The organism is Mesorhizobium sp. B2-4-18 (genome assembly GCF_006441385.1).
GTDB lineage: Bacteria > Pseudomonadota > Alphaproteobacteria > Rhizobiales > Rhizobiaceae > Mesorhizobium > Mesorhizobium australicum.
This window is the reverse complement of sequence record NZ_VFUW01000009.1, coordinates 91639-118545: the sequence shown is the minus strand read 5'-3', so window position 1 is coordinate 118545 and position 26907 is coordinate 91639. Positions and strand designations below refer to the sequence as shown.

The following is a 26907-nucleotide window of genomic DNA, read 5'->3' as shown; positions in this document are numbered from 1 at the left end:
CAGGATGATCGGCCTTATCGCAGTTCGAGCGTTGCCTCGACAAGGCCGGGTTCACTCGGATGACGCCTTATCGAGAAGCCGAACTCGCGGCACATGGCCAGCATCCTCGTATTCTCGCTGAGCATTATCCCTTCGATTCGACCAATCCCATCGGCCTTCGCGTAGACTACGAGTTGCCTGAGCAATTCCCAGCCCAGGCCATGACCCTGCAGATCCGTGCGCACCAGCAATGCGTATTCGGCGACAGCGTGGTCCGGATCGCAAGACACGCGGCTGATACCCGCCAGCAATCCGGTGCTTGTCTCCATAGCGACGAAGGCCATGTTGCGGTCGTAGTCGAGCTGGGTAAGCCGCTTTAACATCTGGTCGGAGAAGCTTTTGCGCGGCGACAGAAAACGCAGGCGAATATCGTCGGGTGAAATCCTGGCGAGGAATTCGGGATAGAGCGCGATGTCGGCCGGCTTGATCGGCCGGATGGAATAGTGCGTGCCGCCCGCCGAAAACGTCTTTTCCCAACCCGACGGATAAGGCCTGATCGTCAACGCGGGGTTCGGCCCCGGCTCTTCGACACGTTCCGGCTCGATCTCGATCCGGGCGTCAAGCGCAATCACGCCTTCGGCGTCGGCCAGCAGCGGATTGATATCCAATGAAACGAGGCACGGAAAGTCGACGGTCATCTGCGACAAGCCGTTGAGCGCTGCAATGATCGCCTGCCGATTTGCCGGCCTGCGATCGCGGAACCCGGCGAGCAGGCGGCCGATCCGCGTTTGCCCGATCAGGTCACCGGCAAGAACGTCGTCGAGCGGTGGCAGCGCGATCGCCGTATCATCCATCACCTCGACCGCAACGCCGCCGGCTCCAAACAGGATGGCCGGCCCGAAGATCGGATCCCGGTTCATGCCGAGGATGAGTTCGTGCGCCTGTTTTCGCACCACCATCGGCTGAACGGCGTAGCCTTCAACATTGGCTTGCGGTGCGTGCCTGCGGACACGCGCCTCTATTGAACGTGCGGCCTCCCCGGCTGCAGCGGCAGCGGCAAGATTGAGCACCACCCCGCCAATGTCCGACTTGTGCAAGATCGCCTTGGACAGCAGCTTGACGACGACCTGCTCGCACGTCTTGAGCAGCCGGCCGGCCGCCACCTCTACTTCGGCAGGAGATCTGGCGACGATCGTCTCGGGTACCGGGACGCCGTAGGCGGAAATCGCCTCCTTGGCTTCGGGCTCGGTAAGCATTCGGCGGCCTTCCTTGGCGACCTGCCTGAATATCGCAAGCACGGCTTTCCGGTCGCTCACGACGTCCTCGCCGAAGGTCGACGGCGTGCGCATCAATGCCTGCTGAGCTCGCGACCATTCATTCAGGTATGAGACTGCCGTTGCAGCATCAGCGGGCGTCTCGAAACTGGCGATACCGGCATCCTGGAGGATTTGCCGCCCGGCGCGCGCCATGTGTTCACCGAGCCAGCAGGTCAGGACCGGTTTGCCGGCGATCGTCCCTTCCCTTGCTAGGTCCGCCACCGCGGTTGCCGCGGCAAGCGGCGAGCTCAGCCCCGTTGGACAATTCATCACCAGGACGACGTCCGTTCCGGGATCGGCCGCCACTGCTTCGACTGCAGCCTCGTAGCGCTCCGGCGGAGCGTCACCGATGATGTCGACCGGATTGCCGTGCGACCATGTCGGCGGCAACACCGCGTTCAGGCGTTCGATGGTGGCAGGCGAAAGCGCGGCCAACTCCCCTTTGCAGTCGATGAGTTGATCGATGACCAATACCCCCGCCCCGCCGCCATTGGTTACGATGCCGACGCGGGTCTGTTTGAGTGGCGCAAAGCGGGCGATCGTTTCAGCGGCATCAAACAGCTCGGCCAGGCCTTTGACACGCAGGATGCCTGCGCGCAGCAATGCCGCATCGACGACACGATCGACCCCCGATAGCGCTCCGGTGTGGGTCGCCGCCGCTTTGGCCGATTGCTTGTTCCGGCCCGCCTTGATCGCGATCACCGGCTTGATGCGTGCCGCCGCACGGGCAGCCGACATGAACTTGCGCGGATTGGGAATTGTTTCGAGATACATCAAGATGGCGCGCGTGTGCGCATCCCCCGCCAGCATGTCGAGACAATCTCCCACATCGACATCCGCCATGTCGCCTAAGGAGACGATCTGCGAGAAGCCGACATTGTTGTCGGCCGCCCAATCGATCAGCGACGTGGCAATGGCGCCGGATTGCGACAGCAGCGCGATATTGCCAGGCTTGGCGGCCATATGCGCAAATCCGGCATTGAGTTTGATGGGCGGGATCATCAGTCCGACCGTATTCGGCCCGATGATCCGGAAAAGGGTTGGCTTGGCGGCGTCGAGCACCGCCTGGCGCAGGCCGTTTTCGCGTGTCAGCCCGGCGGTGATCACGACCGCGGCCCGCGTCCCCTTGTCAGCGAGCTCGCGCACGATGCCGGGAACCGTGTTCGGTGGCGTGACGATGACACCGAGGTCGGGAATCACTGGCAGGTCGGCCGCCTTCGCGTAGCAGCGTCTACCAGCCACCTGCAAATATTTCGGGTTGACCGGCCAGATCTCTCCTTCGAAGCCGCTATTGACGATGTTGTCGAAGACGACACGTCCGACAGAGCCGTCGCGCACCGATGCCCCGAACACGGCAACCGACTTCGGGGCGAACGCATGTTCGAGATTCCGAAACGTCACCCCTTAGGTCTCCTGTTCTTGGCGATCGTCGCCAATCCATCTTGCCCGTTCGTTGCGATGGATCAAAGCGCTCTCCGGTCATCGCGACTAGCTGTTGGGCAAACTTCGAGGCGGCCGCTCGCAAAGTGGCGACGAGCGGTTGCGATCAACGATTGGAGAGTTAAATGAGTTACTATTTCAGCAAGATCGTCGCCATGCCGTTCACGGCGGCAATCGACCACGTGACCGACAAGCTCGCAAGCAAGGGGTTTGGCGTTCTGACCTCGATCGACGTCCAGCAGACCATGAAGGCGAAGCTTGGTGCAGAGTTCAGGCCCTATGTTATTCTGGGCGCGTGCAATCCGCATTTCGCATGGCGGGCGCTTCAGGCCGAAGACAAGATCGGAACCATGCTGCCTTGCAACGTCATTGTCACGGAGGTTGGACCAGGGAAAGGTAGAGGTCGCAGCGGTGGATCCGGTCGCTTCAATGGGCGCTATCGGCAATCGTGAGCTTGCGCAGGTCGCGAACGATGTGCGGCGCCTGCTCGAGGAGATGGTCCGCGAACTCTAGCGCCAGGGCCATCAGGGTTGTGGGACATTGTATGAACGAGTCGGCTCTGCGGCGTGCATTGCTGGTCATTGCCATCCTGGGTCTCGCTGTTGGAATCGGAGCCTGGCGAACCGGGGTCGGCCCCCTTGAAGCCGACACGATCTGGACGGTGGCGACCTTGCCCGTGGTGGCGGCTCTCGCCATCTCCATTCTGCGTGATTTCTGGATAGGCCGCTTCGGTGTCGATGCGATTGCCTTGGTGTCGATGTCCGCCGCGCTGCTGCTCGGTCAACCCCTGGCGGCCGTGGTGGTCGCAATCATGTATGCCGGCGGCACGGTGCTTGAGGATTTTGCCCGCGGCCGCGCGGAACGAAACCTCAAGGCATTGTCGGACCGGTCGCCGCGTGTCGCCCATCGGACGTCAACGCTGGGCACAGAGACGATCTCCGTCGAAGACGTTGTTGTCGGCGATCAGCTTTTGGTTCGGGCCGGCGAACTGCTTCCCGTCGACGGCATCCTGCTCGATGCTTCGGCCTCCCTCGACGAGTCCGCGGTGAGTGGAGAACCGCTGCCGGAACGGCGGACAGCGGGCGATATGCTGCTCAGCGGCACCATCAATGCGGGGGAGACCTTCAGCATGCAGGCTTGTGCCTTGGCAGAGCAGAGCACGTATGCCGCGATCATACGCATGGTGGCTGCAGCGCAGACGGCGAAATCCCCGTTCATCCGCATGGCCGACCGCTTCGCCCTGTTCCTGCTGCCAGCCACTTTGCTGGTTTCCGGTGCCGCCTGGTACATCTCCGGCGATCCAATCCGCGCGCTGGCCGTGCTGGTGGTCGCGACACCTTGCCCGCTCATCCTCGCGGCACCCGTTGCCTTTATCGGCGGCGTGTCCCGCGCCGCTCGTGCCGGCATCCTGATGAAAGGCAGCGCAGCTCTGGAGGCGCTTGCGCAGGTCCGAACCGCGATCTTCGACAAGACGGGAACCTTGACCATCGGCGGCGCCGAGCTCATCGAAATCGAGACCGCACCTGGCCGTGACGCGAACCAAATGCTGCAGCTGTTGGCATCCCTGGAACAAGCCTCGCACCATGTGCTCGCCGACTCGATTATCCGGGCGGCGCGCGGCAGACAGCTGATGCTTTCGCATCCGCGTGATGTCCGCGAGCATCGGGGTGCGGGCCTGAAGGGCCAGGTCGACAGCATGTCGATCGCGGCGGGATCACGGGCTCTCGTGCTCGCCAACAAGCCGCTGCCCGGCTGGGCGAAAATCGGCGAGGAAAAATATCGGGACGAGCCGGTGCTCAGGGTCTTTGTAGCGCTCGGCCGACGGCTTGCCGGTGTTTTCACGTTCGGGGACGCCCTGCGTGTTGATGCGCATGATGCACTCGGCAAGCTGCGCTCCGCCGGCATTGCGCGCATGATCATGCTCACGGGCGACGACGGCGTAGCAGCCAAGCGCATCGCCGCCCGGCTCGACCTCGACGCCATTGTCGCCGAAGCGACCCCTGCCGAAAAAGTCGCGACGGTCGCATCCGAGAAAGCTTCGGTGCCGACGATGATGGTCGGCGACGGTATCAACGATGCCCCTGCCCTGGCGGCCGCAACGGTCGGTATTGCCATGGGCGCACGTGGTGCGACCGCCTCCTCCGAGGCAGCGGACGTCATTGTGCTGACCGACAGGCTGCAGCCCGTCGCCGATGCAGTTCGGATTGCACGGCGTACGCGATCGATCGCCTTGCAAAGCATCATCGCCGGGCTGGCATTGTCGGGGCTGGCAATGATCGCGGCTGCGATGGGGCACATCACCCCGGTTGCCGGAGCGCTGCTTCAGGAAGGGATCGACGTGGCGGTTATCCTGAACGCGTTGCGCACCCTTGGCGATGGCCATCTGCGGCGCGCATAGTGGTTGAGAGCACAATCGGTAAAGGACCATGGCACAGCAGAATCTGGTGGTTTGCAGTAAATGTGGTGGGGTCAACCGCCTGCCGCCGGGTCGCAATGCCACGGAGGCGAAATGCGGAAAGTGCGGGAACAGACTGTTTTCGGGGCATCCCGAAGATGTCGATGCCGGGATCTTCGATAATCAGATCGCGCGCAGCAGCCTGCCCGTTGTCGTCGACATCTGGGCACCCTGGTGTGGCCCCTGCAAGATGATGGCGCCGGCTTACGAAGCGGCAGCAATTGACCTGGAACCGCATGTCCGCCTGATCAAACTCAATTCCGACAATGAGCAGGCTGTTGCGGCCAGGCTCGGCATTCGCGGCATCCCGACCATGATCCTCTTTCATGGCGGGCGCGAAGTCGCGCGCACATCAGGCGCAATGACGGCCGGCCAGATCGTCAGGTGGGTTCGCGACCGCCTGCCGACGGTCGCCGCCTGAAGTCGCCGCGTCAATGGATCCGCTCATCGCCCGGCTTGGGCTCGCCCTGGCAATAGGTCTGCTCGTCGGGTTGGAGCGTGGCTGGCAAGAAAGGGATGCCCCCGATCGCAGCCGCACGGCTGGCATTCGGACATTCGGCATATCCGGCCTACTCGGCGGCGTTCTCGCCGCCCTGGCCAACGCGTTCGGCGCGGTATCCGTGCTGGTCGGCGGGTTCATTGCCTTTGCGGCAATTTTCGCCTGGTACAAGGCGCGTGAGGCTGCCCATGATGAGGATTTCAGCGTCACGAGCGTGATCGCTGGCCTTGGCGTTTTCGCGCTTGGCGCGCTTTCCGTCGCCGGAGATTATCGCGCGGCCGCTGCCGGTGGGGCGGCTTTGGCGGCGATCCTGGCCAGCCGAGAGGTCCTGCACGGTCTTTTGAAGCGACTGACCTGGATCGAACTCCGTTCGGCGCTGATCCTGGCGGTGATGACGGCAATCGTCTTGCCGTTGCTGCCAAACCGGACGATGGACCCGTGGGGCGGTTTCAATCCCTGGGAAATCTGGTTCCTAACGGTGCTGATGGCCTCGATATCGTTCGCCGGCTATGTAGCAGTTCGCATCCTGGGAAATACGCGTGGTCTGCTGGTCAGTTCGCTCGCTGGTGCGGTCGTCTCTTCCACCGCCGTGACCTTGGCGCTTGCCCGCGACGCCGCCTCGGCAACCAATCCACTGCCACTCGCCGGGGCGGCATCGCTGGGTGCAATGGTTTCGTTGCTTCGGGTCTGCGCCGTGGTCTTGATCGTGGAGCCAGGCGTGTTCGCTTCGGTCGGCATACCGGCGATTGCCGCTGCGCTCGCCTTCGCTTCCTGCGGAGCGTTGCTGCTGGCCCGCGACAGCGGGGGTGGCGAAAGTAGCGCCATCGCGCGCAATCCATTCGAACTGGGCCCCTTGCTGCTCTTCGCCCTGCTCTTTGCGAGTGTCGCAACCGCGAGCGCTGGATTGGCAGCTCAATTCGGCGGCCGTGGCGTGCAGGTAACCTCGGCGCTGGTCGGCACGTTCGATGTCGATGTCTCGGTGCTCAGTGCCTTGCGGCTGGTCAAGCAGTCGGTCCCCGTCGAGACTATCGGGCAGGCAGTGCTGGGAGCGCTGGCGGCAAACGCAATCGGTCGCCTGCTGCTCGCAATCTCCACTGGTCCGTTCCGATTCTGGTTGCCGCTGGCCGGCGCAACCCTGGCCGCCGCGACTGCGGGCACCTGCGCGATGCTGTGGCTTAGCCCTTGATTGAAACGCGGTTCTTGAACCTGCTTTGATGCGGACAAGGGCCAGGCCCTGCGACCGCTCTAGAACTCCTTGAAAGGAGCTCGCCATGACCAGTCTGAAGGACCTCACCCCGAAATTCCGACATATTCGGCTGCTGCTTGCCCCCGAGAAAGGCCATCCGGAAGGCGAACGCGAGGAGGGCTACGACGTGCTTGCTCCATTGACTGGCGAAGGCCGGATTGATGCGGAAGAGTGGAAATCGCACAAGGCCTCCTGCCGTGTTCGCCGATTTCGCATTGGCGAGGAAGATTTGATCGGCAGGCTGAGACGCAAGCCTGGCGGGCAGTGGTATTTCGACTACGCCGAAGGCGATCGCGACGACGAGATAGGCTTTCATCTCGGCGACGAACGGTTCGAGACCGGTGATCTGTCGATCGAGCGCAATGGCGCCATGCACACCTATCGGGTAGCAAGGGTCGAGCGCCCCTAACGCTGCGACGCCAGGCTTCCCCGGGGCACCCCATGTCACGACGCATCCTCATCGTTGTCGGTCATCCCGACCCGTCCCCTGGCCGGCTCTGCCGTGGTCTTGCGAAAGCCTATGGCGAGGGCGCGGAACAGTCGGGACATGTCGTCCGCCGAGTCGATCTGGCAGCGCTCGATTTTCCGATGCTGCGCACGATGCAGGAGTTTGAGCACGGTGCTCTGCCCGACAGCCTCAAGGAGGCCGCTCAAGCGATCGTCTGGGCGGAGCATGTCGTCTTTGTCTTTCCGCTGTGGCTGGGAACAATGCCAGCAATGCTCAAGGCGTTTCTGGAGCAGGTGATGCGGCCGGGAACGGCTTTCGCCTACCCAGACAAGGGCGGTGGCTTTACCAGGACGGTGCTTGGTGGTCGTTCCGCTCGTGTCGTGGTGACGATGGGCATGCCTTCGTTTCTTTACCGGCTTTGGTTTCTCAGCCACGGCGTCGCCGGGTTGCGGCGAAGCATCCTGCACTTTGTCGGTATTAGACGGGTGCGGGAGACCCTGTTCGGGATGGTCGCGGGCGCCAGCGATCCGACACGCGGGAAATGGATCGGACAAATGCGCAAGCTCGGTGAGCGAGGGCTTTAGCCTGCAGAAACCGGGACAGCGATTCAAAGCCATCCTTTGCCGGCGCCGCAAACAAAGCCAGAGCCACCAGGCCTTATGCGGCGCCCAAACCGGCAAGACGGCAACCCAGGCGAGCTTCGAAACTGCAACGGTCGTAGGTTCCGGCCAAGAGGCTGCCTGCTTTAGGGCCTATGGATCGACGGTAAATTCGGCCCACATGCCGGCCCCGTAGTGACCTGGCACGTTGCAGATAAGCAGGTACTTTCCAGCCTTCAGATCGACAGTCAATGTGCCTGATTTGCCAGGATCGAGCTCCGAAACCTCACCCTTATCGCCGGCCTTGTCTTCGTCGACCCGGTTCTCGGCCTCAAGGTAAGGGAGCGGCTTGCCGGGATCAGCAAGGTACATCACGATCATTTCGTGAACGGTGTCTTTGGAGTTATTTTTCACATTGAATGTGACCTCTCCGGCCTTCACCGCACCTGGCAAAGCCTTGATGCCCATAGTCGCTTTGGCGATATCTAGTCCTTGTGTTGCATAGGCGAGCCCCATCGGCATCTCCGAACTCGCGCCCTTGTCCCACATCGAAATCTGGACAAGCGTCGCGGCCCGGACGGCAGCGGCGCTGCCGGCAATGAACAATGCGGCAGCGAGTCCAAGTGCTGCCTTTCTTGATATGCCCTTCATGGCGATCTCCCTTCAGGATGGCAGCAGAGCGCTCCATATCCAAGCCATCATCCCGTTCATGAACATCCCCCACTGTCCTTGCGCCAGATCAAACCGGCCGGCGCGAACCCGATCGGCGACGCCCGTGCAGCTGTCAGCCAATTGTCAGGTTGAATTGGTTATGCCGCACCAATGACGGTCATGTCGCCGTCTGACTGAAGCGATCGAAATCCCACCCACAGGCGCAACATCCGCGCCCATTCTTCAAAATGGAGCCATCATGTACCGCACACTTGTTCTAGCCGCCCTCGCGGGCTTGATTGCAGGGCCAGCACTCGCCGCCGGCGGCAGTTGCAGCACCGCCCCGAAATCACAGTTCAAGCCGAAAGCAACGCTCGAGACGCAATTGATCGGCGAAGGCCTCACCGTCCGCCAGATCAAAGTGGAGAAGGGCTGCTACGAAGTCTACGCGGTGGACAAGGCCGGCAAGAAGGTGAACCTAGCCTACAATGCCGAGACCCTTGAAAAGCTCGACAATGCCGAAGCCGGCGAAAATTGATCTGAGCGCTTCGGCAGCCGCGGACGCGCAGCCATCTCCGGAGATGGTGCGCGTCTGGGATCGGGTCGTGCGAAGTTTCCACTGGACACTGGTGCTCAGCTTCGTCGCGGCCTGGCTCACCTCTCATTCCTCGGAGAATATCCATCACTGGGCTGGATACGCCGCTGCCGGGCTGGTCGCGATGCGGCTCGTGTGGGGCGTTCTGGGCACGCGCTATGCGCGGTTCTCACAATTCGTGCGGGATCCGGCGACGGTGCTGCGCTATCTCTCGGCAATACTGAGCAGTCGCGAAGCCCGCTACATCGGCCACAATCCGGCTGGTGGCGCGATGGTGATCGTGCTGATTGCGGCGATGGGTTCAACCGCGCTGACCGGCTGGCTGATGACGACGGACACTTATTTCGGCGTGGCGTGGGTCGAAGCGGCGCACAGCCTGGCTGCGCACGGCCTGCTGCTACTCGTCTTCCTCCACATTGGCGGCGTTGTGCTGGCAAGCTTACGCCATCGCGAAAACCTGGTCCGAGCCATGATCACAGGGCGAAAACGCAAAGCCGAGCCCGCCGACATCGCCTAACCCGCAAATGGAGTGATGTGGCTACAAGGTTCGCAGGGCATCGAGAGTTGAAAGATGCTTCAATTGCGGGCCTTGCCCTCTTCTTGGGCTTGCCATGGGCGTGTACCCAAGCTGCTTATCTGTCCAATCTATTGCCTTGGATTCCGGCATGAACACCAGGCCAGATGGGCGGCTGGAGAAGAACTTGAGTCGGGCGCGGCGATGCCCTCATTCGGAACACGGCTTTGACAAGATCATGGCTGATCAGAGTTACCTCCAAACGGGATTGTCGGATGAACCCCACTTATTCAAGCTCCCAGAAGGCCATCCATTGGTCAGTGTTCGTGCTGGTCATCGGACTCTATGGGCTGACCTATGTCGCAGACATTTTTTCTCGGGGCGATCCCGTCCGCAATCTCGTCTGGTGGTTTCACATTTCGTTTGGCCTGCTTCTTTTTGCGCTTGTCGTCGTGCGCATATGCCTGCGCTTGGTACGGGGCGCGCCGGAGCTGCCCATGGACGCGTCGGATCCGCTCATGGAAATGAAACAGATCGAGCGGTGGGCGGCCAAGGCCACCCATCTTCTGCTTTACGCACTGCTAGTGACCATCCCGGTTCTCGGCGTCCTCTTGACTTGGTACAGGGGCGACGCCTTAAGTTTCTTCGGTCTGTTCACCATCCCGTCCCCATATCCACCGGATCGAGCCACGGCTGGATTCATCAGAGAATTGCATAGCCTCTGCGCCAATCTGATACTTATCGTTGCAGGACTGCACGCGGCCGCCGCCCTTTTGCATCATTTCGTTCGCAAGGATGATGTACTTCGGCAGATGCTGCCTAAAAAAATGGGCTTGCGAAAGTGAGGCCGAAGGACTGCACGGGTCGAAGTGGGCAATATATGTACAAGCCCAGCGCAACCGAAACGAATTTAACTAGGTCCATCTGGATGGCCAAATATGCAGCCCTTGGCCCGTCACGAGGGCTTTAGCGTGACGAGCCGGAAGGCGGGAGGCACCCCCATGCGTTTGAGGCTTCAGGGCTTATGGCTCGACGGTGAATTCGGGTGACATGCCGGCGCCATAGTGGCCTGGCACGTTGCAGATAAGCAGGTATTTCACAGGCTTCAGATCGACGATTAATGTGCCTGATTTGCCGGGATCGAGCTCCGACACCTCGCCCTTGTCGCCGCCTTGTCTTCGCCTGACGATGCGAGTGGGGTGAATGGATCGGACACATCCGATTTGGGTGAGCGAGTCTCCTTAACTTGAAGACCCGTGAACCGGGAACCCACTTTTCTGATTTGACCGGCATCAAAGCTGACAGCGCCGTCTTCCTGTTCATTGCCTCCCATCAGAGCCTTCAAATTTGGGAGAGCATCATGACTACGGCTGATTTCAACATCCCTGTTCCGAAAGTGGCGACTGCGGCGCCAACGAAACTTCGACTGGGGTCCCTGACCGCATTGGTCATCGGCTCGATGGTCGGCTCCGGCGTGTTCAGCCTGCCGCAGAATATGGCGGCTGGTGCCGGTCCCCTCGCCATCCTGATCGGCTGGGCGATCACCGCGGTCGGCATGCTGGCACTGGTCTTTGTCTATCAATCGCTTGCGACCCGCAAACCCGAGCTCGATGCCGGGCCCTACGCCTACGCCAAGGCTGGCTTCGGTCCCTTCATCGGCTTCAACAGCGCTTGGGGCTACTGGATCAGCGCCTGGGTCGGCAACGTCTCTTACGCGGTGATCGTGTTCAGCGCCCTCTCCTATTTCTTTCCGGCCTTCGGCGATGGAAACACCTGGCAGGCGGTGCTCGGCGCATCGATACTGCTGTGGCTGATCCACGTCCTCGTCCTCGCCGGCATCCGGCAAGCCGCCGTTGTGAACCTCATCGTCACGGTGGCAAAGATCGCACCGATTGTCCTGTTCGTCGGGGTTATTGCCGTCGCCTTCAAATTGCAGGTCTGGTCGCTCGACATCAACGGCTTGGGCAATGCCAGTCTCGGCTCGATCACCGCACAGGTGAAAAGTACAATGCTTGTCACCCTGTGGGTGTTCATCGGTATCGAAGGCGCCAGCGTATTTTCCGGTCGTGCCGAGCGCCGCAAGGACATCGCCACCGCGACAGTTCTCGGCTTCTTCACCTGCCTTGCGCTCTACGCCCTGGTGTCCCTGCTGTCGCTCGGCATCCTCAACCAGCCCGAACTCGCCGCGCTGAAGAACCCCTCGATGGCGGGTGTGCTTGAGGCGGTTGTCGGCCCCTGGGGCGCCATCCTCATCAACATCGCGCTTGTCGTGTCCGTGGTCGGCGCCTTCCTGAGCTGGACGCTGCTTGCAGCAGAAATTCCACATGTCGCTGCCAAGGACGGAACGATGCCGAAATTCTTCGGCCGGGAAAACGAGCGTGGCGTGCCGTCGACTTCGCTTTTGATTACCAACCTGCTGGTCCAGGCGTTTCTGGTAATCACGCTTTTCGCCCAAAGCACCTACCAGGCGCTGTTCTACATCGCGTCGGCCGCAATCCTGGTTCCTTACATCTTTTCCGGGGCTTATGGGGCCAAGCTCGCGTTGACGGGAGAGAGCTACGAGAGTGGCGAGCCGCGAGCCGGCCCGCTTTTTGCGGGGTTGCTGGCAACCGTCTACGGGGTGTGGCTCGTCTATGCGGCGGGGCCGGCGTACCTGTTCATGTGCGCGATCCTCTATGCACCCGGTATTATCTTCTACATCTGGGCGCGCCGCGAAACTGATCAGCGTGTGTTCCATCCTGCCGAAGCGGCAGTTGCCGCAGCCCTCATCGCTGTCGCCATCCTCGCCGTCTACGAGATGTGGACCGGCGCCGTCAGCCCGCTGTGAGAGGATTTGACGCGATGACAAGCCTGGGTGTGCATTCCGAGGTCGGCCGCCTGCGCGAGGTGATGGTCCACCGTCCGGACCTCAGCCTACGCAGGCTGACACCGGAAAACTGCAAGGCGCTGCTCTTCGACGACGTGCTGTGGGTCAAGCGGGCTCGCCAGGAACACGATGTCTTCGTCGATGCGCTGCGCGAATGCGGCGTGTTTGTGCATTCCTTCGGGGAGCTCCTGGCTCAGACAATGAGCCTGGCCAAGGCCCGCGACTGGCTTCTCGATCGCCGGGTTCATCCCGGCGTCGTCGGGCTCGACACGGTCGACGAGCTGCGCGGATGGCTCAACGAGATGCCGTCAGAGCAATTGTCGTCTTACCTTGTCGGGGGCATTGCCCGCGCCGAGCTTCCTTTCGCACCCAAAGGCCTGACGGGAAGGACGCTCGTCCCCCAGGATTTCGTGTTGCCGCCGCTGCCGAACCAGTTGTTCACCCGCGACAGTTCCTGCTGGATCTACGGGTCGGTGTCCGTCAATTCGATGTATTGGCCCGCCAGACGCCCGGAAGCCGCCAACGTCGAAGCTGTATACCGCTTCCATCCCCGCTTTCGCGACAGCGGCGTCCCTTTCGTGTCGCCGGGCTCGGGAACGGGCACCAGCCTGGAAGGCGGCGATGTCATGCCGATTGGCGGCGGAACGGTTCTCATCGGCATGGGAGAACGCACCACGCCGCAAGCCGTTGGCGACCTTGCGCGCAGCCTGTTCACGGCTGGTGAGGCCACGCGTGTGATTGCGGCCCTGATGCCCCGCGACCGCAGTTTCATGCATCTCGATACCGTCTTCACCTTCTGTGATCGCGATCTGGTGACCATGTACCCGCCGGTGGTTGAGCGGCTGCGCACCTTCTCGCTGCGGCCGGGCGATGGAGAGGCAGCGGTCGAGGTCACCGATGAGACAAAGCCGTTCACGACGGTGGTCGCCGAAGCCCTCGGATTGAAGTCGCTGCGGATCATCGCCACTGGCGGCGACCGCTACGAGGCCGAGCGCGAGCAATGGGATGATGGCAACAATGTTGTTGCGGTCGAGCCCGGCGTGGTCATCGGCTACGACCGCAACGTCTACACCAACACGCTGCTGCGCCGCGCCGGCATTGAAGTGATCACCGTCGAGGGCGCCGAACTCAGCCGCGGACGCGGTGGCGGGCACTGCATGACCTGTCCGATTGTCCGCGACCCGATCTGACCCGAAAGGAAATCTCCATGTCGATCAATCTTCATGGCCGCTCCGTCCTCTCGCTGGACGATCTAACGGCCGACGAAATCCGCTTTCTTCTCAGGCTGGCAGCCGACCTCAAGGCGGCCAAGCTCGCCGGTCACGAAATTCCGCGCCTTGTCAGAAAGAACATCGCCCTGATCTTCGAAAAGGATTCGACGCGCACTCGCACGGGGTTCGAAGTGGCGGCCTATGACCAGGGCGCTCACGTCACCTATTTCGGCCCTAGCGGCAGCCATATCGGCCATAAGGAATCCATGAAGGACACCGCCCGCGTGCTCGGCCGCATGTATGACGCGATCGAGTATCGCGGCTTTGGCCAGCACCAGGCCGAAGTGCTGGCTACATATGCCGGCGTGCCGGTCTACAACGGCCTTACCGACGAGGCGCACCCGACACAGATCCTCGCCGATTTCATGACCATGCGGGAATTCACGCACAAGCATCTTTCGGACATGATCGTCACCTTCGTCGGTGAGGGCCGGGACAATGTCGCGCTGTCCCTGGCACTTGGAGCAGCCAAGGTCGGCATCGACATGCGCATCGCCTCGCCAAAGGAACTCTGGCCGGACGAGGAGTTCTGCGCTCATCTCAGGGACCTGGCGGAACGCAGCGGCGGCCGCTTCCGGCTCGACGAGGAGGTGACGAGCTGCGTCCAGGATGCTGATTTCATCTACACCGACGTCTGGATGTCGATGGGCGAGGACAAATCGGGCTGGGCCGAGCGCATTCGCCTTTTGACGCCATATCGGGTCACCGGCGACGTGATAGCCGCAGCCGGTAACCCCCACGTCAAATTTATGCATTGCCTGCCGGCGTTCCACGACACAGAGACCGAGATCGGCGCCTTCGTTGCGAAGGAACACGGCATTGACTGCATGGAGGTCACCGACGAAGTGTTTGAGTCGGCGGCCTCGATCGTCTTCGACCAGGCTGAAAACCGGATGCACACGATCAAGGCCCTGCTCGTCGCCACGATCGGCAACTGAGATGCTTATCGTCGTCGCGTTGGGCGGAAACGCACTGCTACGCCGTGGCGAACCGATGACGGCGGAGAACCAGCGCGCCAACATCGTGCGCGCCGCGCCTGTGTTGGCGAATCTGGTCGGCGAAGGGCACTCGATCGTAGTCACGCACGGAAACGGTCCGCAGGTGGGACTTTTGGCCCTGCAGGCAGCGGCAACTGCGGAGGGGGGGACCTTTCCACTCGACGTGCTTGGCGCCGAGAGCGCAGGCATGATCGGTTACGTCATTGAGCAGGAAGTCGGCAACCTGCTCAAAGAGAGGCTTTTTGCGACCCTGCTGACACAGGTGAAGGTCGATCCGCACGATCCGGCGTTCGCGCACCCGACAAAGCCCATCGGCCCGATCTACGATGAAGCAACAGCGCGCAGGCTTGCCGGCGAGCGCGACTGGCAGATAGCGCCCGATGGCGACAAGTGGCGGCGCGTCGTGCCTTCGCCCAAGCCGTTGGTGATCCTGGAAGCGTCTGTAATCTCGTTCCTGGTCGAGCGCGGCGTGATCGTCATCTGTGCCGGCGGCGGCGGGGTTCCGGTGATAGCCCGGGAAGATGGCAGTCTTTGCGGCGTCGAGGCCGTTATCGACAAGGATCTGGCAAGCTCGCTTCTTGGGCGTCAATTGAAGGCCGACATGCTGTTGATGCTGACTGACGTCGACGCCGTCTATGTCAATTATGGATCAGCTGCAGCTCGCGCGCTCCGGCGAGTGACTCCCATGGAAATATCCGAGAGGAATTTTCCAGCGGGCTCCATGGGGCCGAAGGTCCGTGCTGCAATCGAGTTCGCTGAAGCAACCGGCAAGCCTGCCGCAATCGGCAAGATGGATGACGCCGTCAAAATTGTTAAAGGTGAGCGCGGGACGTGGTTCGAAGCCGGCGCGCCGTTTCACCCGTGATATCGATGTTTTTCAACAGGACGTCCGCCCGCCGCAGACTGGTCCTAAGTAGTTCCCCGTAGGGACATAACCGAATTTCGCGAGCCACGGATTCGCGCGATTGCTGTGTCACGGATCAACCGGGAAAACAGCCATGCACGCCTACACGAGCTCCAGAATCTCACTGCCGTCCCATTCTGTGCAACCAACCCTGCCGGACGCGTTCGACCCGGCGCCGCTGCAGCCGGTCAGCTTTTTTCCCGCCGGCACGGAAATCTACGCCCAGGGCGAAAAGGCTGGAGCCTTCTATCAAGTCGAGTTCGGCGCCGTGCGCATCTACCGTCTGCTTGCCGACGGTCGCCGGCAGATCAGCGCCTTTCACCTCGCCGGAGAGACATTCGGCTTTGAGGCGGACGCGACGCATCATTTCTTCGCAGAGGCTATCAACGCGACCGCTATCCGCGTTTTGCGGCTCACTGCCGGCGCGGATATATCGCGCCAGCTGCTGCCCTTGGCGCTCAAGGGGTTGACCCGAGCTCAGGAACACCTGCTGGTTCTCGGTCGCCAGAACGCCATCGAACGCGTGGCTGCATTCCTTGTCGACCTGGCGGAGCGCCAGGGCGGCTTGCGGCAGGTGGAACTGCCAATGTCGCGTATGGACATCGGTGACTATCTCGGCCTCACCATCGAGACCGTGTCACGGGTCTTCACCCGGTTGAAGGACAAGGGCGTCATCCGCCTTCTCAACCTGCGCAGCATCGAGATCGTCAAGCACGACGCGCTCCACTGCATGAGCGAATGACCAGACATGGTCTAACCGTGGCACGGAGATGCCCAAGGAAAGCCATATCCCTTTAGGTCCGCCGCATCCGGCCATTCAGAACAACCCAGGATTAGACGTCCTCACATGACCGCGGACAGCGCATTTACCACACGTAGCGAATTCCACTTCGAAGTACGCCTTGCACGGCCCGAAGACGAACCAACTCTGGCGGAGTTCTTCGTCCATGTGACGCCGGACGATCTGCGATTTCGCTTTCTCGACTCACACGAGCGGCTGGTGGCGATGACGCGTTCCGACGACGCCCATATCCATTTTTTTGCCTTCTCGGACGACGGAATGCTGATCGCGGTCGCGATGCTAGCAAGCGATCCAGCCGATCGAAACGGCGAGGTCGCGATCTGCATTCGCGCGGATCGCCATCTGGGCGTCGGTTGGGAGCTGCTCGCCTATATTGCGAGCTAGCGGAAGAACTCGGCCTAAAGGCCATCGAGTCGATCGAGAGCCGTGAAAACCGTGCCGCGATCGAGGTCGAGCGCGACATGGGTTTCACCGTCACGACCGATCCCGACGATGCGACGCTTGTTCTGGTTCGGCGGGAGTTGGGGGCGCGATCAGCGGCTTAGCTAACAGGGTCCTTCGCGAGCCGTTGTGGACGCGGCAGATCGAAAGACGAGCATCTCCGCGGCCACTCCGCGTTTTTCATCCGCCGGAAAGACAGGGACATCGACGCGGGAAGCCGCATTGTTGACCACCTCCTCGCCTTCTCGGTTTCGCTCCTCGTCGAGACCGACTCCAAGCCAGGCAGCGGCAACGGAAATCCTCTCCCGGACCAACAGCTCGTCCGGGCAAACGGCCATTTTGTCAAAACATGGCTCCTTTGCGCAAAGTGGATAGCAGGCCAGTTAGATTAGACTAACCTATGAAGAAAGTGCGCGAAATCAATTGGCGCAACATTGGCCGACTCACGGCTGGCGGGGGACTATGAATAGACAAGACGTATTCCGGACAAGTGTGCTCGGGGCATCCAGCACCTTCGCCGAGGCTACGATGAGGTGCGGCATCAAGGGTTTGCTGGGCGTCGCCATGACTGCGCTCGCCAACCTGGTGATGGTTCCGAGCGTCCAGGCGGCGGAAGGTGGCGCGAGCTTCTATCTCCTCGGTTCGCGCGGCCCCATGGCGGGTTTCACCCCGCCACCAGGCGTCTATTTCCAGAACGATTTTTATATCTATTCCGGCAATGCAAGCGTCGATCTCGACCTCGGCGGAAAGCTCGTTGCGGACGTCCATGCAAAGGCCCTTATCAATCTTTCGACCGCCCTTTGGGTTTCTCCATGGCAGGTCATGGGCGGCAATCTGGCATTCACTGCGACCGTGCCGATCGGCGGACCCGATATAACGGGCAGAATTCTCCCGAGCCCGTTGTCGGTGTCAGACAGCATCACGACCCTGGGCGATCCCGTGCTTGGAAGCTTTGTCGGCTGGCACAGTGGCGATTTTCACTGGCAGACCGGAGTGAGCGTGAACGTCCCGGTGGGTGATTACCACGAGGGCGACATCGCCAATCTGTCGTTCAACCACTGGGCCGCCGACATTTACGCATCGGGCACGTGGCTGAACTCCGCTACAGGCCTTGAACTCTCGGCGGCAACCGGCATCACTTTCAACGGCGAGGATACGGCGACCCATTACAAGAACGGCACGGACTTCCACTTCGAGGGAACGATCGACCAGCATTTCAACAAGGCATTCGACGTGGGTTTGGTTGGCTATTATTACAACCAGCTGACCGACGATAGCGGGTCTGGAGTTCCCCCAGTGCTTGGCGGGTTTCAAGGCGAAGTGGCGGCGATCGGAGCCACCGCGGGCTATAACTTTCAGGTTGGCAAGCTGCCAGTCTCGACTCGGATCAAATATTACCACGAGTTCGATGCCAAAAATCGTCTGGAAGGCGACTCAGTCTTCCTAACGGTTGCCATGCCGCTTTGCGTGGCGGGGCACTGATCGGAAGAAGGGCGCGCCACATTTTCAGTCGGCCCACGCCGAATACAGGCTAGCGCCGACAAATCAAGGAGGGCTAATGAACAACGATCAGGAATTGCCGGCCGAGGCCGGTATCAGCGCCAAAATGACGAGGCGTGATGCATTGATGGCCGGTACGGCGGCTGTCGCAGCGCGGCTTGCCGCGCCGGTGGGCTTTTCGGGCGCACTCGCTGGTCTCGCCGGCGTCGACCAGGCGGCGGCCCAGACGGCACGACCCAACATCATCTACATCATCTCAGACGACCAGGGCTGGAAGGACGTGGGCTTCCACGGCTCGGACATCAAGACGCCAAACATCGACAAGCTCGCCGCCGAAGGCGCGCGCCTGGAACAATTTTATGCTCAGCCGATGTGCACGCCCACCCGCGCGGCGCTAATGACGGGACGCTATCCGTTGCGCTACGGGCTGCAGACGGGCGTTATTCCATCGGGTGGCAGCTACGGCCTTTCCACCGATGAGTATCTCCTGCCTCAGATGCTCAAGGATGCGGGATACAAGACCGCGATGGTGGGCAAATGGCATCTGGGTCATGCAAAGACTGAGTATTGGCCGCGTCAGCGTGGCTTCGATTCGTTCCACGGAGCCCTGGTCGGTGAAATCGATCATTTCAAACACGCGTCCCATGGCGTGATGGACTGGTATCGAGACAACAAGCAGCTGAAAGAGCCGGGTTTCGACAATACCTTGTTCGGCAAGGAAGCCGCCAAGGTAATCGAAAGACATGACGGCAATGCGCCGCTGTTCTTGTACCTGGCGTTCACCGCCCCGCATTCGCCGTTCCAGGCGCCCGACGAATATGTCAAGAAATACGCTCACGTGGCTGATGAGCAGCGCCGGCTTTACTCGGCCATGGTTTCCGTCCTGGACGACGAAATCGGACGTGTTGTTGCCGCGCTCGAGAAGAAGAAGATGCGAGACAATACAATCATCGTCTTCCAGAGCGACAATGGAGGCGTGCGGGACGCTATGTTTGCAGGCGAATCGAAGGTCGGCAACAGCCTTCCGGCCGACAATGGGCCGTACCGCAGTGGCAAGGGAACGCTCTATGAGGGCGGCACCCGCGTGTGCGCCCTGGCGAACTGGCCGGGCAAGGTAAAGGCCGGCGACGTGAATGGCCTGATACATGTCACGGATATCTATCCGACTCTTGCCGGGCTTGCCGGGGCGAAGCCAACCAAGAACAAGCCGCTCGACGGCATGGATGTCTGGGGAACGATCAGCGAAGGCAAGCCTTCGCCCCGCAGTGAGATGGTCTACAATGTCGACCCGACCGGCGGCGCAATCCGCGAAGGCGATATCAAGCTTGTATGGTCGGCCGGCGTGTTGGAGCGCGTCGAACTGTTCGACCTCGCCGCCGACAAGTCCGAAACTACTAACCTGGCCGATAAGAAGCCGGACACCGTCAAGGAGATGAAGGCGAAGATCGTGGAAATCGCCAAGCAAATGGCACCGCCGCTGCTGATCGGGGAGGCGATCAAGCTGACCTTCGGTGCACCGCCAATTGCGGCCGATCCATCCTCGATGTTCAATCAACTCGGAGACTAATCCCGCTCGGTTCAAAGTTTGCTGGAACTATAGTCATGAGTGATGCAGGCATGGCTGTGCCGTCTACGGAGGATTTGGAGCATGTTCGTTCCATTCCTCGGCACAGCCCGCCATTTCCGAACATGGTGCGAATCCCTGGTGGCGAATTCCTCATGGGATCAGACCACCATTATCCGGAAGAGGCCCCAACTCACCGCGTCGTGGTCGATGGTTTCTGGGCGGATGTGACGACTGTCACGAACAATGATTTTGCGAAGTTCGTCGCTGCGACGCGGTACGTGACGCTGGCTGAGCGTCCTGCCAATGCAGCCGAGTATCCCAACGCGCCGGCGGAGATGCTCGCTCCGGCATCAGCGATATTCGTCCGACCGCCGCCTGGCACCAACCGAAGCGACCATTACCGATGGTGGGCCTATGTGAAGGGTGCCAATTGGCGCCATCCGCGTGGGCCTGCGAGTTCTATTAAAGGCCTCTACAACCACCCGGTAGTCCATCTCGCATTTGAGGACGCCGAAGCCTATGCGAACTGGGTGGGAAAGGCGCTCCCGACCGAGGCGGAATGGGAGTTCGCGGCCCGTGGAGGATTGGACGGCACAGAGTTCGCATGGGGCGATGAATTGACCCCCGGCGGCCAGCATATGGCCAACACGTATCAGGGCGACTTCCCATTCCGCAACGATTGCGAGGATGGATACGAGTGGACCGCTCCGGTCGGCTCGTTTCCTCCAAACGGCTATGGGCTCTACGACATGGCAGGCAACGTCTGGCAGTGGACCACGGACTGGTACCAGGAGCATCGTCGCATCGAAAGCCCATGTTGCACGATGACAGATCCGCGCGGCGGCCAGCGCGACGCGAGCTACGATCCGCTGACGCCTGACATCAGGATTCCGCGCAAGGTCACCAAGGGCGGGTCCTTCCTCTGCGCGCCCATTTACTGCCGGCGTTATCGTCCCGCCGCGCGCATGGCCCAGGCGGTAGACACGTCCACTTGCCACCTCGGCTTCCGTTGTATCGTGCGTCCGGTGTGAGGGACGGGGTGCCGAATCTCGGCTGGCATACCCGCAAAGGCAAAGGTGGCTAATGGCACAGTCTAGATGGGCGGGTAGGCAGGCTGTATGGAGTATATCAACTCTGTTCCTCATGCTGACGGGGTGCGGAGCAGGACCAGAAGGCGTTTTGGCGCCAATCCCCGCGAATCTGGTATCGTCGGCGGCATCAGATGTAACCATGCTGGTCGCAACCAGCCGCAAGCCTTCCGGCGACCCAGCGACCCTGTTTACAGGCGAGCGCAGCCCGGCGCTTTCCATGACCGATCTGACCATTTCAATTCCGCCGAAGCGGGCGCCCGGCACGGTCGAATGGCCAAAAACGCTGCCGCCGAATCCCGAAAAGGACTTCGCTGTTGTTGCCGTGAAGAACCTGTCGATTCCCGAGGCTCACAATTGGCTACATTCTCACAATTCGAACGGCCATGTTCTCGTATTCGTACATGGCTTCAACAACCGTTATGAAGATTCGGTTTTTCGCTTCGCGCAGTTCGTGCATGACTCGCGAGCAAGGGTCGTGCCTATTCTTTTCACGTGGCCTTCGCGCGCGAGCGTGCTCGGCTACAACTACGACAAGGAAAGCACCAATTTTTCACGGACTGCGTTCGAGCGAACGCTGAAGGCCTTGGCGGACGACCGCAGCGTGACGGACATTACCGTCATGGCTCACTCGATGGGAACATGGCTTGCCATGGAATCGCTGAGGCAGATGGCATTGGAGGACGGGCAGGTTTCGCCCAAGATCAGGAACGTCATCCTTGCATCTCCCGACCTGGATGTGGATGTCTTTGGTCGCCAGTGGACCGAACTTGGACCGAAAAAGCCGAAATTCACGATCACAGTTTCACGCGATGATCGGGCGCTTGCGGTCTCGCGTCTGATTGCAGGCAATGTCGATCGGGTTGGGCAGGCTGATCCGTCAAAGGAGCCGTACAAATCGAAGCTGGAGGCAGCCGGAATAACCGTCCTCGATTTGACCGACGTGAAGACCGACGATCGCTTGAACCACAGCAAGTTTGCCGAAAGCCCGGAAATCGTTCAGTTGTTGGGAGCGCAATTGGGTTCCGGTCAAATTATGACCGACTCGCGAGTAGGCCTCGGTGACAAGCTGGGTCTGATGATTGCCGGTACGGTCGACACTGTTGGCAACGCCGCGGCAGCGACGATCAGTGAGCCCATTACGACGGTCGAGGGGAAAGCGGGCAAACCCGCGCCCGACGACCTGGAGACGATCCTGAAGGGCGATGCGATCACCGACTGATCCGTACTGGAGAACCGACGCGCAGGACTTGTCGGCTACTGCGGGTGAGGGAGAATTCGTGAACACGATGGCGGAAACAGACGTTCCCTCGTTGATTTGGGGGTTCGAACAGCTTGCAGAGCGTTTCGTTTCCGGACTGTTCGCGCGGCTTGCGGCTTTGGCCGACGTCCCCGTCGAACTTGAAAACCTGAAGGCTTCGCTTGCGGCTGGGGGAACGCCTCGTCTTGTGCTCTTGTTCGAGATTGTGTCGCTTGTTGCACTCGTCGCGGGGGTGTTCATCCTGCTTGCCCGGCGGTTCAAGAAGACGAGCGCCACAAGTAGTGGAAGGCGCGGATTCTTCGCGGGCGTGGCGGCTAGTGTGGTGGCTCTGGTGATCGGTTTCATTGCCGCGCGGCTGCTGGGCGGTTCTGGCCTGCCTTTGCAAACCCTTCGGCTTTGGACGGTGGCGACCGTGCTCGGCTTCATCACTCTCGCTGCTTTCAGATCACTATTGATGGCATCGCGGCGAACCGAGTTCGCAGAGCGCTCCGCCCATCTGGTGGCCCTCGTGCGCGACCTCTCGCTTGCCGTTGGCTTGGCGGTCATCGCCGTTACGCTGCTCGCGACGTTGCGGCTCTGGAGCGTCGGGCCGGCCTTGGACGATCTGCTGCGAACGGGCTCGGCAATTCCGATCTACCTTCTGTCTGCATGGGCGGTATGGCGGCACAGGCGCACAATGGCAGTCGCCGTAGCCGGTCCGCGCCCCAGAAGCCGCTGGCGCACCCATCTTGCCAAAATGTGGCCGGCAATCGTAATCGCGTTCCTGATAATCACCTTTCTCAGCACTCAGGCCGCGCTGACTTTGGGAGCATCGCTTCGCGGGTCGGCCGTTCTGCTGACCGCGTTGTTGTTTCTCGTGGCGCCGCATCTCGACGCAATGATCGGGAACTGGGCGCAGCGCGGCTTGGAATCTCCTGACATCTCGATCCTGACAGCGGCAGGGCGCCAGACCGCCCGCTTCACCGTCGTGGCTATCATTGTTGCCATGCTGGGAACGCTATGGGCGACACCGCTGGCTGCCGGGTTCGGCATAGATCTCCGGGAGGTCGCCAAGGGCGCATCTGGGGTGGCGCTGATCATGTTGGGGGCGGCGTTTCTATGGAACGTGGTCGGGGCCGGGACGGCTCGTGCCTTGCGCGCGGAGTTGCGCGCCGTAGGGGGTGACGAGGAGGTGCAGGGTGCGCCGCGTTCACGGCTGGGCACGCTGGTGCCGCTGCTCAACGCGGTCGGCAAATCGAGCATTCTGGCCTTGGCGCTGCTCTCGATCCTGGTGACGATCGGGATTAATGTCTGGCCGCTGATCGCCGGCATGAGTGTGTTCGGGCTAGCCATCGGCTTCGGCTCGCAGACGCTGGTGAAGGACCTGGTATCCGGGCTGTTCTTCCTAATCGACGATGCATTCCGCTTCGGCGAATATATCGAAACGTCAGGCGCCAAGGGAACCGTAGAAAAAATCTCGGTCCGGTCGGTTTCCCTGCGCCATCAGCGCGGCGCCTTGGCGACAATCCCCTATGGCTCGATTGGCAAGATTCAGAATTTCAGTCGCGACTGGATGATCGAGAAACTGACCTTTCGCGTTGCATTCAACACCGATGTCGAAAAGGTCCGCAAAATTTTCAAGAAGATCGGCCAGGATATTTCGGCCAACCCGGAACTTGCTGGAGATCTGCTCGAGCCGTTCAAGAGCCAGGGAATTGCCGAGGTTGAGGACGGCACGCTGGTCATCCGGGCCAAGTTCAAGGCGAAAGCGGGCAGAAACTTCATGATCCGCCGTGCCGTTTTGATCGCTGTGCAGCAGGCATTTCAGGAAAACGGCATTCAGGCCGTCCCAAAGCCACTAACATCTAATCCCTCGGGATAAAGCCGCGGTTTGCGATGCGCGTGGCAAGATTGGCGCGCTTGATGTGGAAGTGCTGACACGCATCGGATCAGGATTGGCTTTCAATACGCGTCTTAGCCGCGGCAGTGCAGACGGCCGTGATAGCTCGGACTGCCTCCAGCCAGCGACGCGCTTACACCGCTGGCTTATGATCTGGCTTGCCTGCACTGATGGGGGTGATCTCATCACGCGCTTGCGCGTGTCTGCATGTCTTTGCTGCAGGTGCGCTGGTAAGCCCGATCAGTCCAGGTCGACAGCAGATCGATGTCCCTGCCCGTCTCTAGGCTTGCCGTGACGATCGCATTATGTCGCGATCTATGCCCAGAAGCTGCGGAATTCTGCCTCTCAGCTTCGCATCGTCAATGTTTTTCGCGCCGATTGATCTGGCGCAATTTAATCATAAGCTATCCCTAATATAACTGCGCTGCTATCCGCTTTGCGCAAAGGATTAGGTTCTTGACCTCTTGGCCTTCATCGCCTTCGCACAGGGATGTGCAGCTGGGCCCGGACCAACTTGGAAGCGCAGCCTCGGGAATGTTGGTGAAAATTGACCAGCTTTCGGCCGGCGGGGCACCATCACGCATCCGACAAATTCAATCTCATGGCAAGTGGGCGCTTGACCTGGCCAACTTCAATTGCACCGTACATGCCAATGGCGGACTGGATAGCGACTCAGTGGTCGTATTGGCCGTGGAGCGCGCCTGCGGATCGACAATCTGCCGCATTCCACTTGAGGACGGCATGGTCGTCACAATCCCCGCTGGCGCGACGATATCCGCAACTATCCAGCCCGGTCTGAGGTATGCGGCCTCCGTGATTCCGACCGCCCTCTGGGCTGAAATTCAGGCGCTTGCCGTGGGAATGTTCGCGGAGCAGGTCGCCGATCATCCCAAGGCCGTCAGGCTCTCAATCGACCAAGCACGAATTGTCCGGGACCAGGTTGAGGCGACTGCGAACAATCTCGTGGCAGCTGCTGGCGATTCAATTCAACTGGAGCAGCCCCCCGATGCATTCCTGGAATATTTGGGGTCACTGGCTGAGGCTCGGGCTATTGCAGACGGTCGTGCACTCACCATCGATGTTTCTCCACGTCGATATCTCCGCCAGGCCTGGGCGGCTGAGGATTTCATCCGCTTCCACATTCAAGAAGACCTACCGATCATTCGGTTGTGCAGGGAGGTCGGCGTGAGTCGTCGTCAACTGGAGTACGCATTTCGTGCGACATTCGCGGCAAGTCCATTGGAATTCATACGCGCTCTTCGCCTAAACGAAGCCAGACGGCAACTGACGACTGCACGTGCCAATGGCCTGAATGTCACGAAGGTTGCGATGGATGTCGGGATTACCCACCTTGGTCGTTTCGCGACGAGCTATCGGCAACTGTTCGGTGAATCCCCCAAGGAAACATTCCTTCGTGCGGGAATATCGTGGCCGCGTCAGAAGCCGGCCGATGCAACGGATTGCCGGCCCGCGCCGATCGAATAGTGCAGTGCCATCACGGTACCGATAATCAGTTTTATCGGAGTTGCGCAATTCGGATAGCGGCGGTTGCACTACGAAAGGTAATTTTCTTCCCTCTTGGGAGGATTAACAATGACAAAGTTCGGCTTAAAGCTAACCGGCGCTGCCGGGGTTGCTGCAATAATGTTTGTCGGCCTGCTCGATCCGGTTGCGCCGTCCGCCTCGTTCGTCGGCTACGCTCAAGCAAGGGTGGGGCATCCGCTCACGCCTGGCAGCGCCGCCGGGGTGGCCAGACGTACCACACGGCGAGTGATCCGCCGTTCAACTGTCTACGTGACGAAGCTGCCTGCGGCCTGTGCCCAGATCTCGGTCAACGGCGTCCTGCTATGGCACTGCGGCGGCGTCTATTATCAGCCCTCCGGCGGACGTTATGTCGTCGTCTCCCTACATTAGCTGAGATGCTGGCACTAGGGGCGAATGCTGGAGGCCCGGCTCGGGCGCGGCATATCGTTTCCACCTTTCTTCTCTGGCTTAGGTGCCCCTACACAGAGATGCGACTGTGATCTCGACCTCGATATGCCCAACTGGATTTGGACCGGCCAACTCGCTGATGTCGGCGCAGCATGCGGCGGACTCCGCTTTCGACAAACGCCATCTCGCTGGCCCGGCTGACTTACCTCGGACCCGCGGTGTCGGCCATTTCCATAGAAACGGGTTGTGGTGCCACCGTTGGCTGCCTCGGCCACCAGCGTCCAGACAGACTGACAATCTCGATGCCCAAGCCAGGAGCAGTACACGATGTTAAAATTGGAAATACGCGCGCTTGCCGTGTTGGTTGTTCTGGGGCTTCCTTTCACAACTTTCGTCGGTGCCGCAACGATAAGTTTTGGCGATGCGGTTGGCCTCTGGGTGCAAGCATGTGGCGCTGAAGTGCCAAAACGTTTGCAAGGGCATCAGGCCGGGCAGCGGACAACTGGTCCCCTGTATCTCGGCCAAGGCATCGCCGGCTTGCCAAGCTGCGACAACTACGTTTCTGGCTAACATGAATGCTCGTCTGACTGCGCAAGCAGCGGCGCCGAAATCATGTGCCGCCGACGTCAAACGCTACTGTTCAACGCAGAAGAAGG

The 26907-nt window shown here is 60.8% G+C and carries 23 protein-coding genes and 2 pseudogenes; 23 read left to right on the top strand and 2 right to left on the bottom strand.

The genetic code is table 11. The features are described 5' to 3' along the window. Nucleotides 1-14 precede the first annotated feature (14 nt). Nucleotides 15-2696, bottom strand: a complete 2682-nt coding sequence (locus FJ527_RS21475; RefSeq protein WP_140619173.1) for a bifunctional acetate--CoA ligase family protein/GNAT family N-acetyltransferase — start codon at nt 2694-2696, stop codon at nt 15-17. 164 nt (nt 2697-2860) lie between these two features. On the opposite strand from FJ527_RS21475, the pseudogene FJ527_RS21470 reads away from it, so the two are divergent. The 6 genes and pseudogenes from FJ527_RS21470 (at nt 2861) to FJ527_RS21445 (ending at nt 7967) form a co-directional block, all read left to right on the top strand. Further along, nucleotides 2861-3248, top strand: a pseudogene (locus tag FJ527_RS21470) (DUF302 domain-containing protein). A gap of 31 nt (nt 3249-3279) precedes the next feature. Further along, nucleotides 3280-5133: a heavy metal translocating P-type ATPase gene (locus tag FJ527_RS21465; protein ID WP_140619171.1), complete on the top strand. Its 1854-nt coding sequence runs from the start codon at nt 3280-3282 to the stop codon at nt 5131-5133. 28 nt (nt 5134-5161) lie between these two features. Continuing rightward, nucleotides 5162-5611 (top strand): thioredoxin TrxC, encoded by a 450-nt coding sequence (gene trxC / locus FJ527_RS21460; RefSeq protein ID WP_140619169.1) that lies wholly within the window; start codon nt 5162-5164, stop codon nt 5609-5611. Nucleotides 5612-5624: 13 nt separating this feature from the next. Further along, entirely contained in the window at nt 5625-6875 is a 1251-nt protein-coding gene (locus FJ527_RS21455; protein ID WP_140619167.1) for an MgtC/SapB family protein, read from the top strand. An 85-nt stretch (nt 6876-6960) separates the two neighbouring features. Next, nucleotides 6961-7344 carry a hypothetical protein gene (locus FJ527_RS21450; RefSeq protein ID WP_140619165.1) on the top strand — a complete coding sequence of 128 codons (384 nt, stop codon included), beginning with the start codon at nt 6961-6963 and terminating at the stop codon, nt 7342-7344. A 32-nt stretch (nt 7345-7376) separates the two neighbouring features. Further along, entirely contained in the window at nt 7377-7967 is a 591-nt protein-coding gene (locus FJ527_RS21445) for an NAD(P)H-dependent oxidoreductase (protein ID WP_140619163.1), read from the top strand. Nucleotides 7968-8135: 168 nt separating this feature from the next. On the opposite strand, the gene FJ527_RS21440 is transcribed toward FJ527_RS21445, so the two are convergent. Beyond that, nucleotides 8136-8633, bottom strand: coding sequence for a sulfocyanin-like copper-binding protein (locus FJ527_RS21440; RefSeq protein ID WP_140619161.1), 498 nt, complete (start codon nt 8631-8633; stop codon nt 8136-8138). A 259-nt stretch (nt 8634-8892) separates the two neighbouring features. On the opposite strand from FJ527_RS21440, the gene FJ527_RS21435 reads away from it, so the two are divergent. The 17 genes and pseudogenes from FJ527_RS21435 to FJ527_RS29375 all read left to right on the top strand — a co-directional run bounded on the left by FJ527_RS21435 (nt 8893) and on the right by FJ527_RS29375 (nt 26821). Continuing rightward, entirely contained in the window at nt 8893-9171 is a 279-nt protein-coding gene (locus FJ527_RS21435) for a PepSY domain-containing protein (protein WP_127259068.1), read from the top strand. 43 nt (nt 9172-9214) lie between these two features. Further along, nucleotides 9215-9745: a cytochrome b/b6 domain-containing protein gene (locus FJ527_RS21430; protein WP_140619305.1), complete on the top strand. Its 531-nt coding sequence runs from the start codon at nt 9215-9217 to the stop codon at nt 9743-9745. A gap of 272 nt (nt 9746-10017) precedes the next feature. Next, nucleotides 10018-10587: a cytochrome b gene (locus FJ527_RS21425; RefSeq protein ID WP_140619160.1), complete on the top strand. Its 570-nt coding sequence runs from the start codon at nt 10018-10020 to the stop codon at nt 10585-10587. A gap of 515 nt (nt 10588-11102) precedes the next feature. Beyond that, nucleotides 11103-12569, top strand: coding sequence for an arginine-ornithine antiporter (arcD, locus tag FJ527_RS21420; RefSeq protein ID WP_140619158.1), 1467 nt, complete (start codon nt 11103-11105; stop codon nt 12567-12569). 14 nt (nt 12570-12583) lie between these two features. Further along, nucleotides 12584-13798 (top strand): arginine deiminase, encoded by a 1215-nt coding sequence (locus FJ527_RS21415; RefSeq protein WP_140619156.1) that lies wholly within the window; start codon nt 12584-12586, stop codon nt 13796-13798. 17 nt (nt 13799-13815) lie between these two features. Then, a complete protein-coding gene (gene argF / locus FJ527_RS21410; RefSeq protein WP_140619154.1) occupies nt 13816-14817 on the top strand; it encodes an ornithine carbamoyltransferase in 1002 nt (333 codons plus the stop codon). 1 nt (nt 14818) lies between these two features. After that, on the top strand, nt 14819-15742 hold the full coding sequence (arcC, locus tag FJ527_RS21405) for a carbamate kinase (RefSeq protein ID WP_140619152.1): 924 nt from the start codon (nt 14819-14821) through the stop codon (nt 15740-15742). A 133-nt stretch (nt 15743-15875) separates the two neighbouring features. Next, nucleotides 15876-16523, top strand: a complete 648-nt coding sequence (locus FJ527_RS21400) for a helix-turn-helix domain-containing protein (protein ID WP_140619150.1) — start codon at nt 15876-15878, stop codon at nt 16521-16523. A 105-nt stretch (nt 16524-16628) separates the two neighbouring features. Then, nucleotides 16629-16967, top strand: coding sequence for a hypothetical protein (locus FJ527_RS21395; protein WP_246677756.1), 339 nt, complete (start codon nt 16629-16631; stop codon nt 16965-16967). A 621-nt stretch (nt 16968-17588) separates the two neighbouring features. Then, nucleotides 17589-18506 carry a transporter gene (locus tag FJ527_RS21385; RefSeq protein WP_246677755.1) on the top strand — a complete coding sequence of 306 codons (918 nt, stop codon included), beginning with the start codon at nt 17589-17591 and terminating at the stop codon, nt 18504-18506. 76 nt (nt 18507-18582) lie between these two features. Then, nucleotides 18583-20091 (top strand): arylsulfatase, encoded by a 1509-nt coding sequence (locus FJ527_RS21380; protein WP_140619148.1) that lies wholly within the window; start codon nt 18583-18585, stop codon nt 20089-20091. Between the two features lie 122 nt (nt 20092-20213). Next, entirely contained in the window at nt 20214-21122 is a 909-nt protein-coding gene (locus FJ527_RS21375) for a formylglycine-generating enzyme family protein (protein WP_140619301.1), read from the top strand. Between the two features lie 52 nt (nt 21123-21174). Beyond that, nucleotides 21175-22338: pseudogene (locus FJ527_RS21370) on the top strand (alpha/beta hydrolase); the annotation flags it as partial. A gap of 130 nt (nt 22339-22468) precedes the next feature. After that, nucleotides 22469-24301, top strand: coding sequence for a mechanosensitive ion channel family protein (locus tag FJ527_RS21365; RefSeq protein WP_140619299.1), 1833 nt, complete (start codon nt 22469-22471; stop codon nt 24299-24301). A gap of 558 nt (nt 24302-24859) precedes the next feature. After that, on the top strand, nt 24860-25804 hold the full coding sequence (locus FJ527_RS21360) for an AraC family transcriptional regulator (protein ID WP_181166431.1): 945 nt from the start codon (nt 24860-24862) through the stop codon (nt 25802-25804). Between the two features lie 159 nt (nt 25805-25963). Further along, complete coding sequence (locus tag FJ527_RS21355; RefSeq protein WP_140619297.1) at nt 25964-26233, top strand: hypothetical protein; 270 nt, start codon at nt 25964-25966, stop codon at nt 26231-26233. A 345-nt stretch (nt 26234-26578) separates the two neighbouring features. Further along, entirely contained in the window at nt 26579-26821 is a 243-nt protein-coding gene (locus FJ527_RS29375; protein WP_181166430.1) for a hypothetical protein, read from the top strand. Nucleotides 26822-26907: the final 86 nt, after the last annotated feature.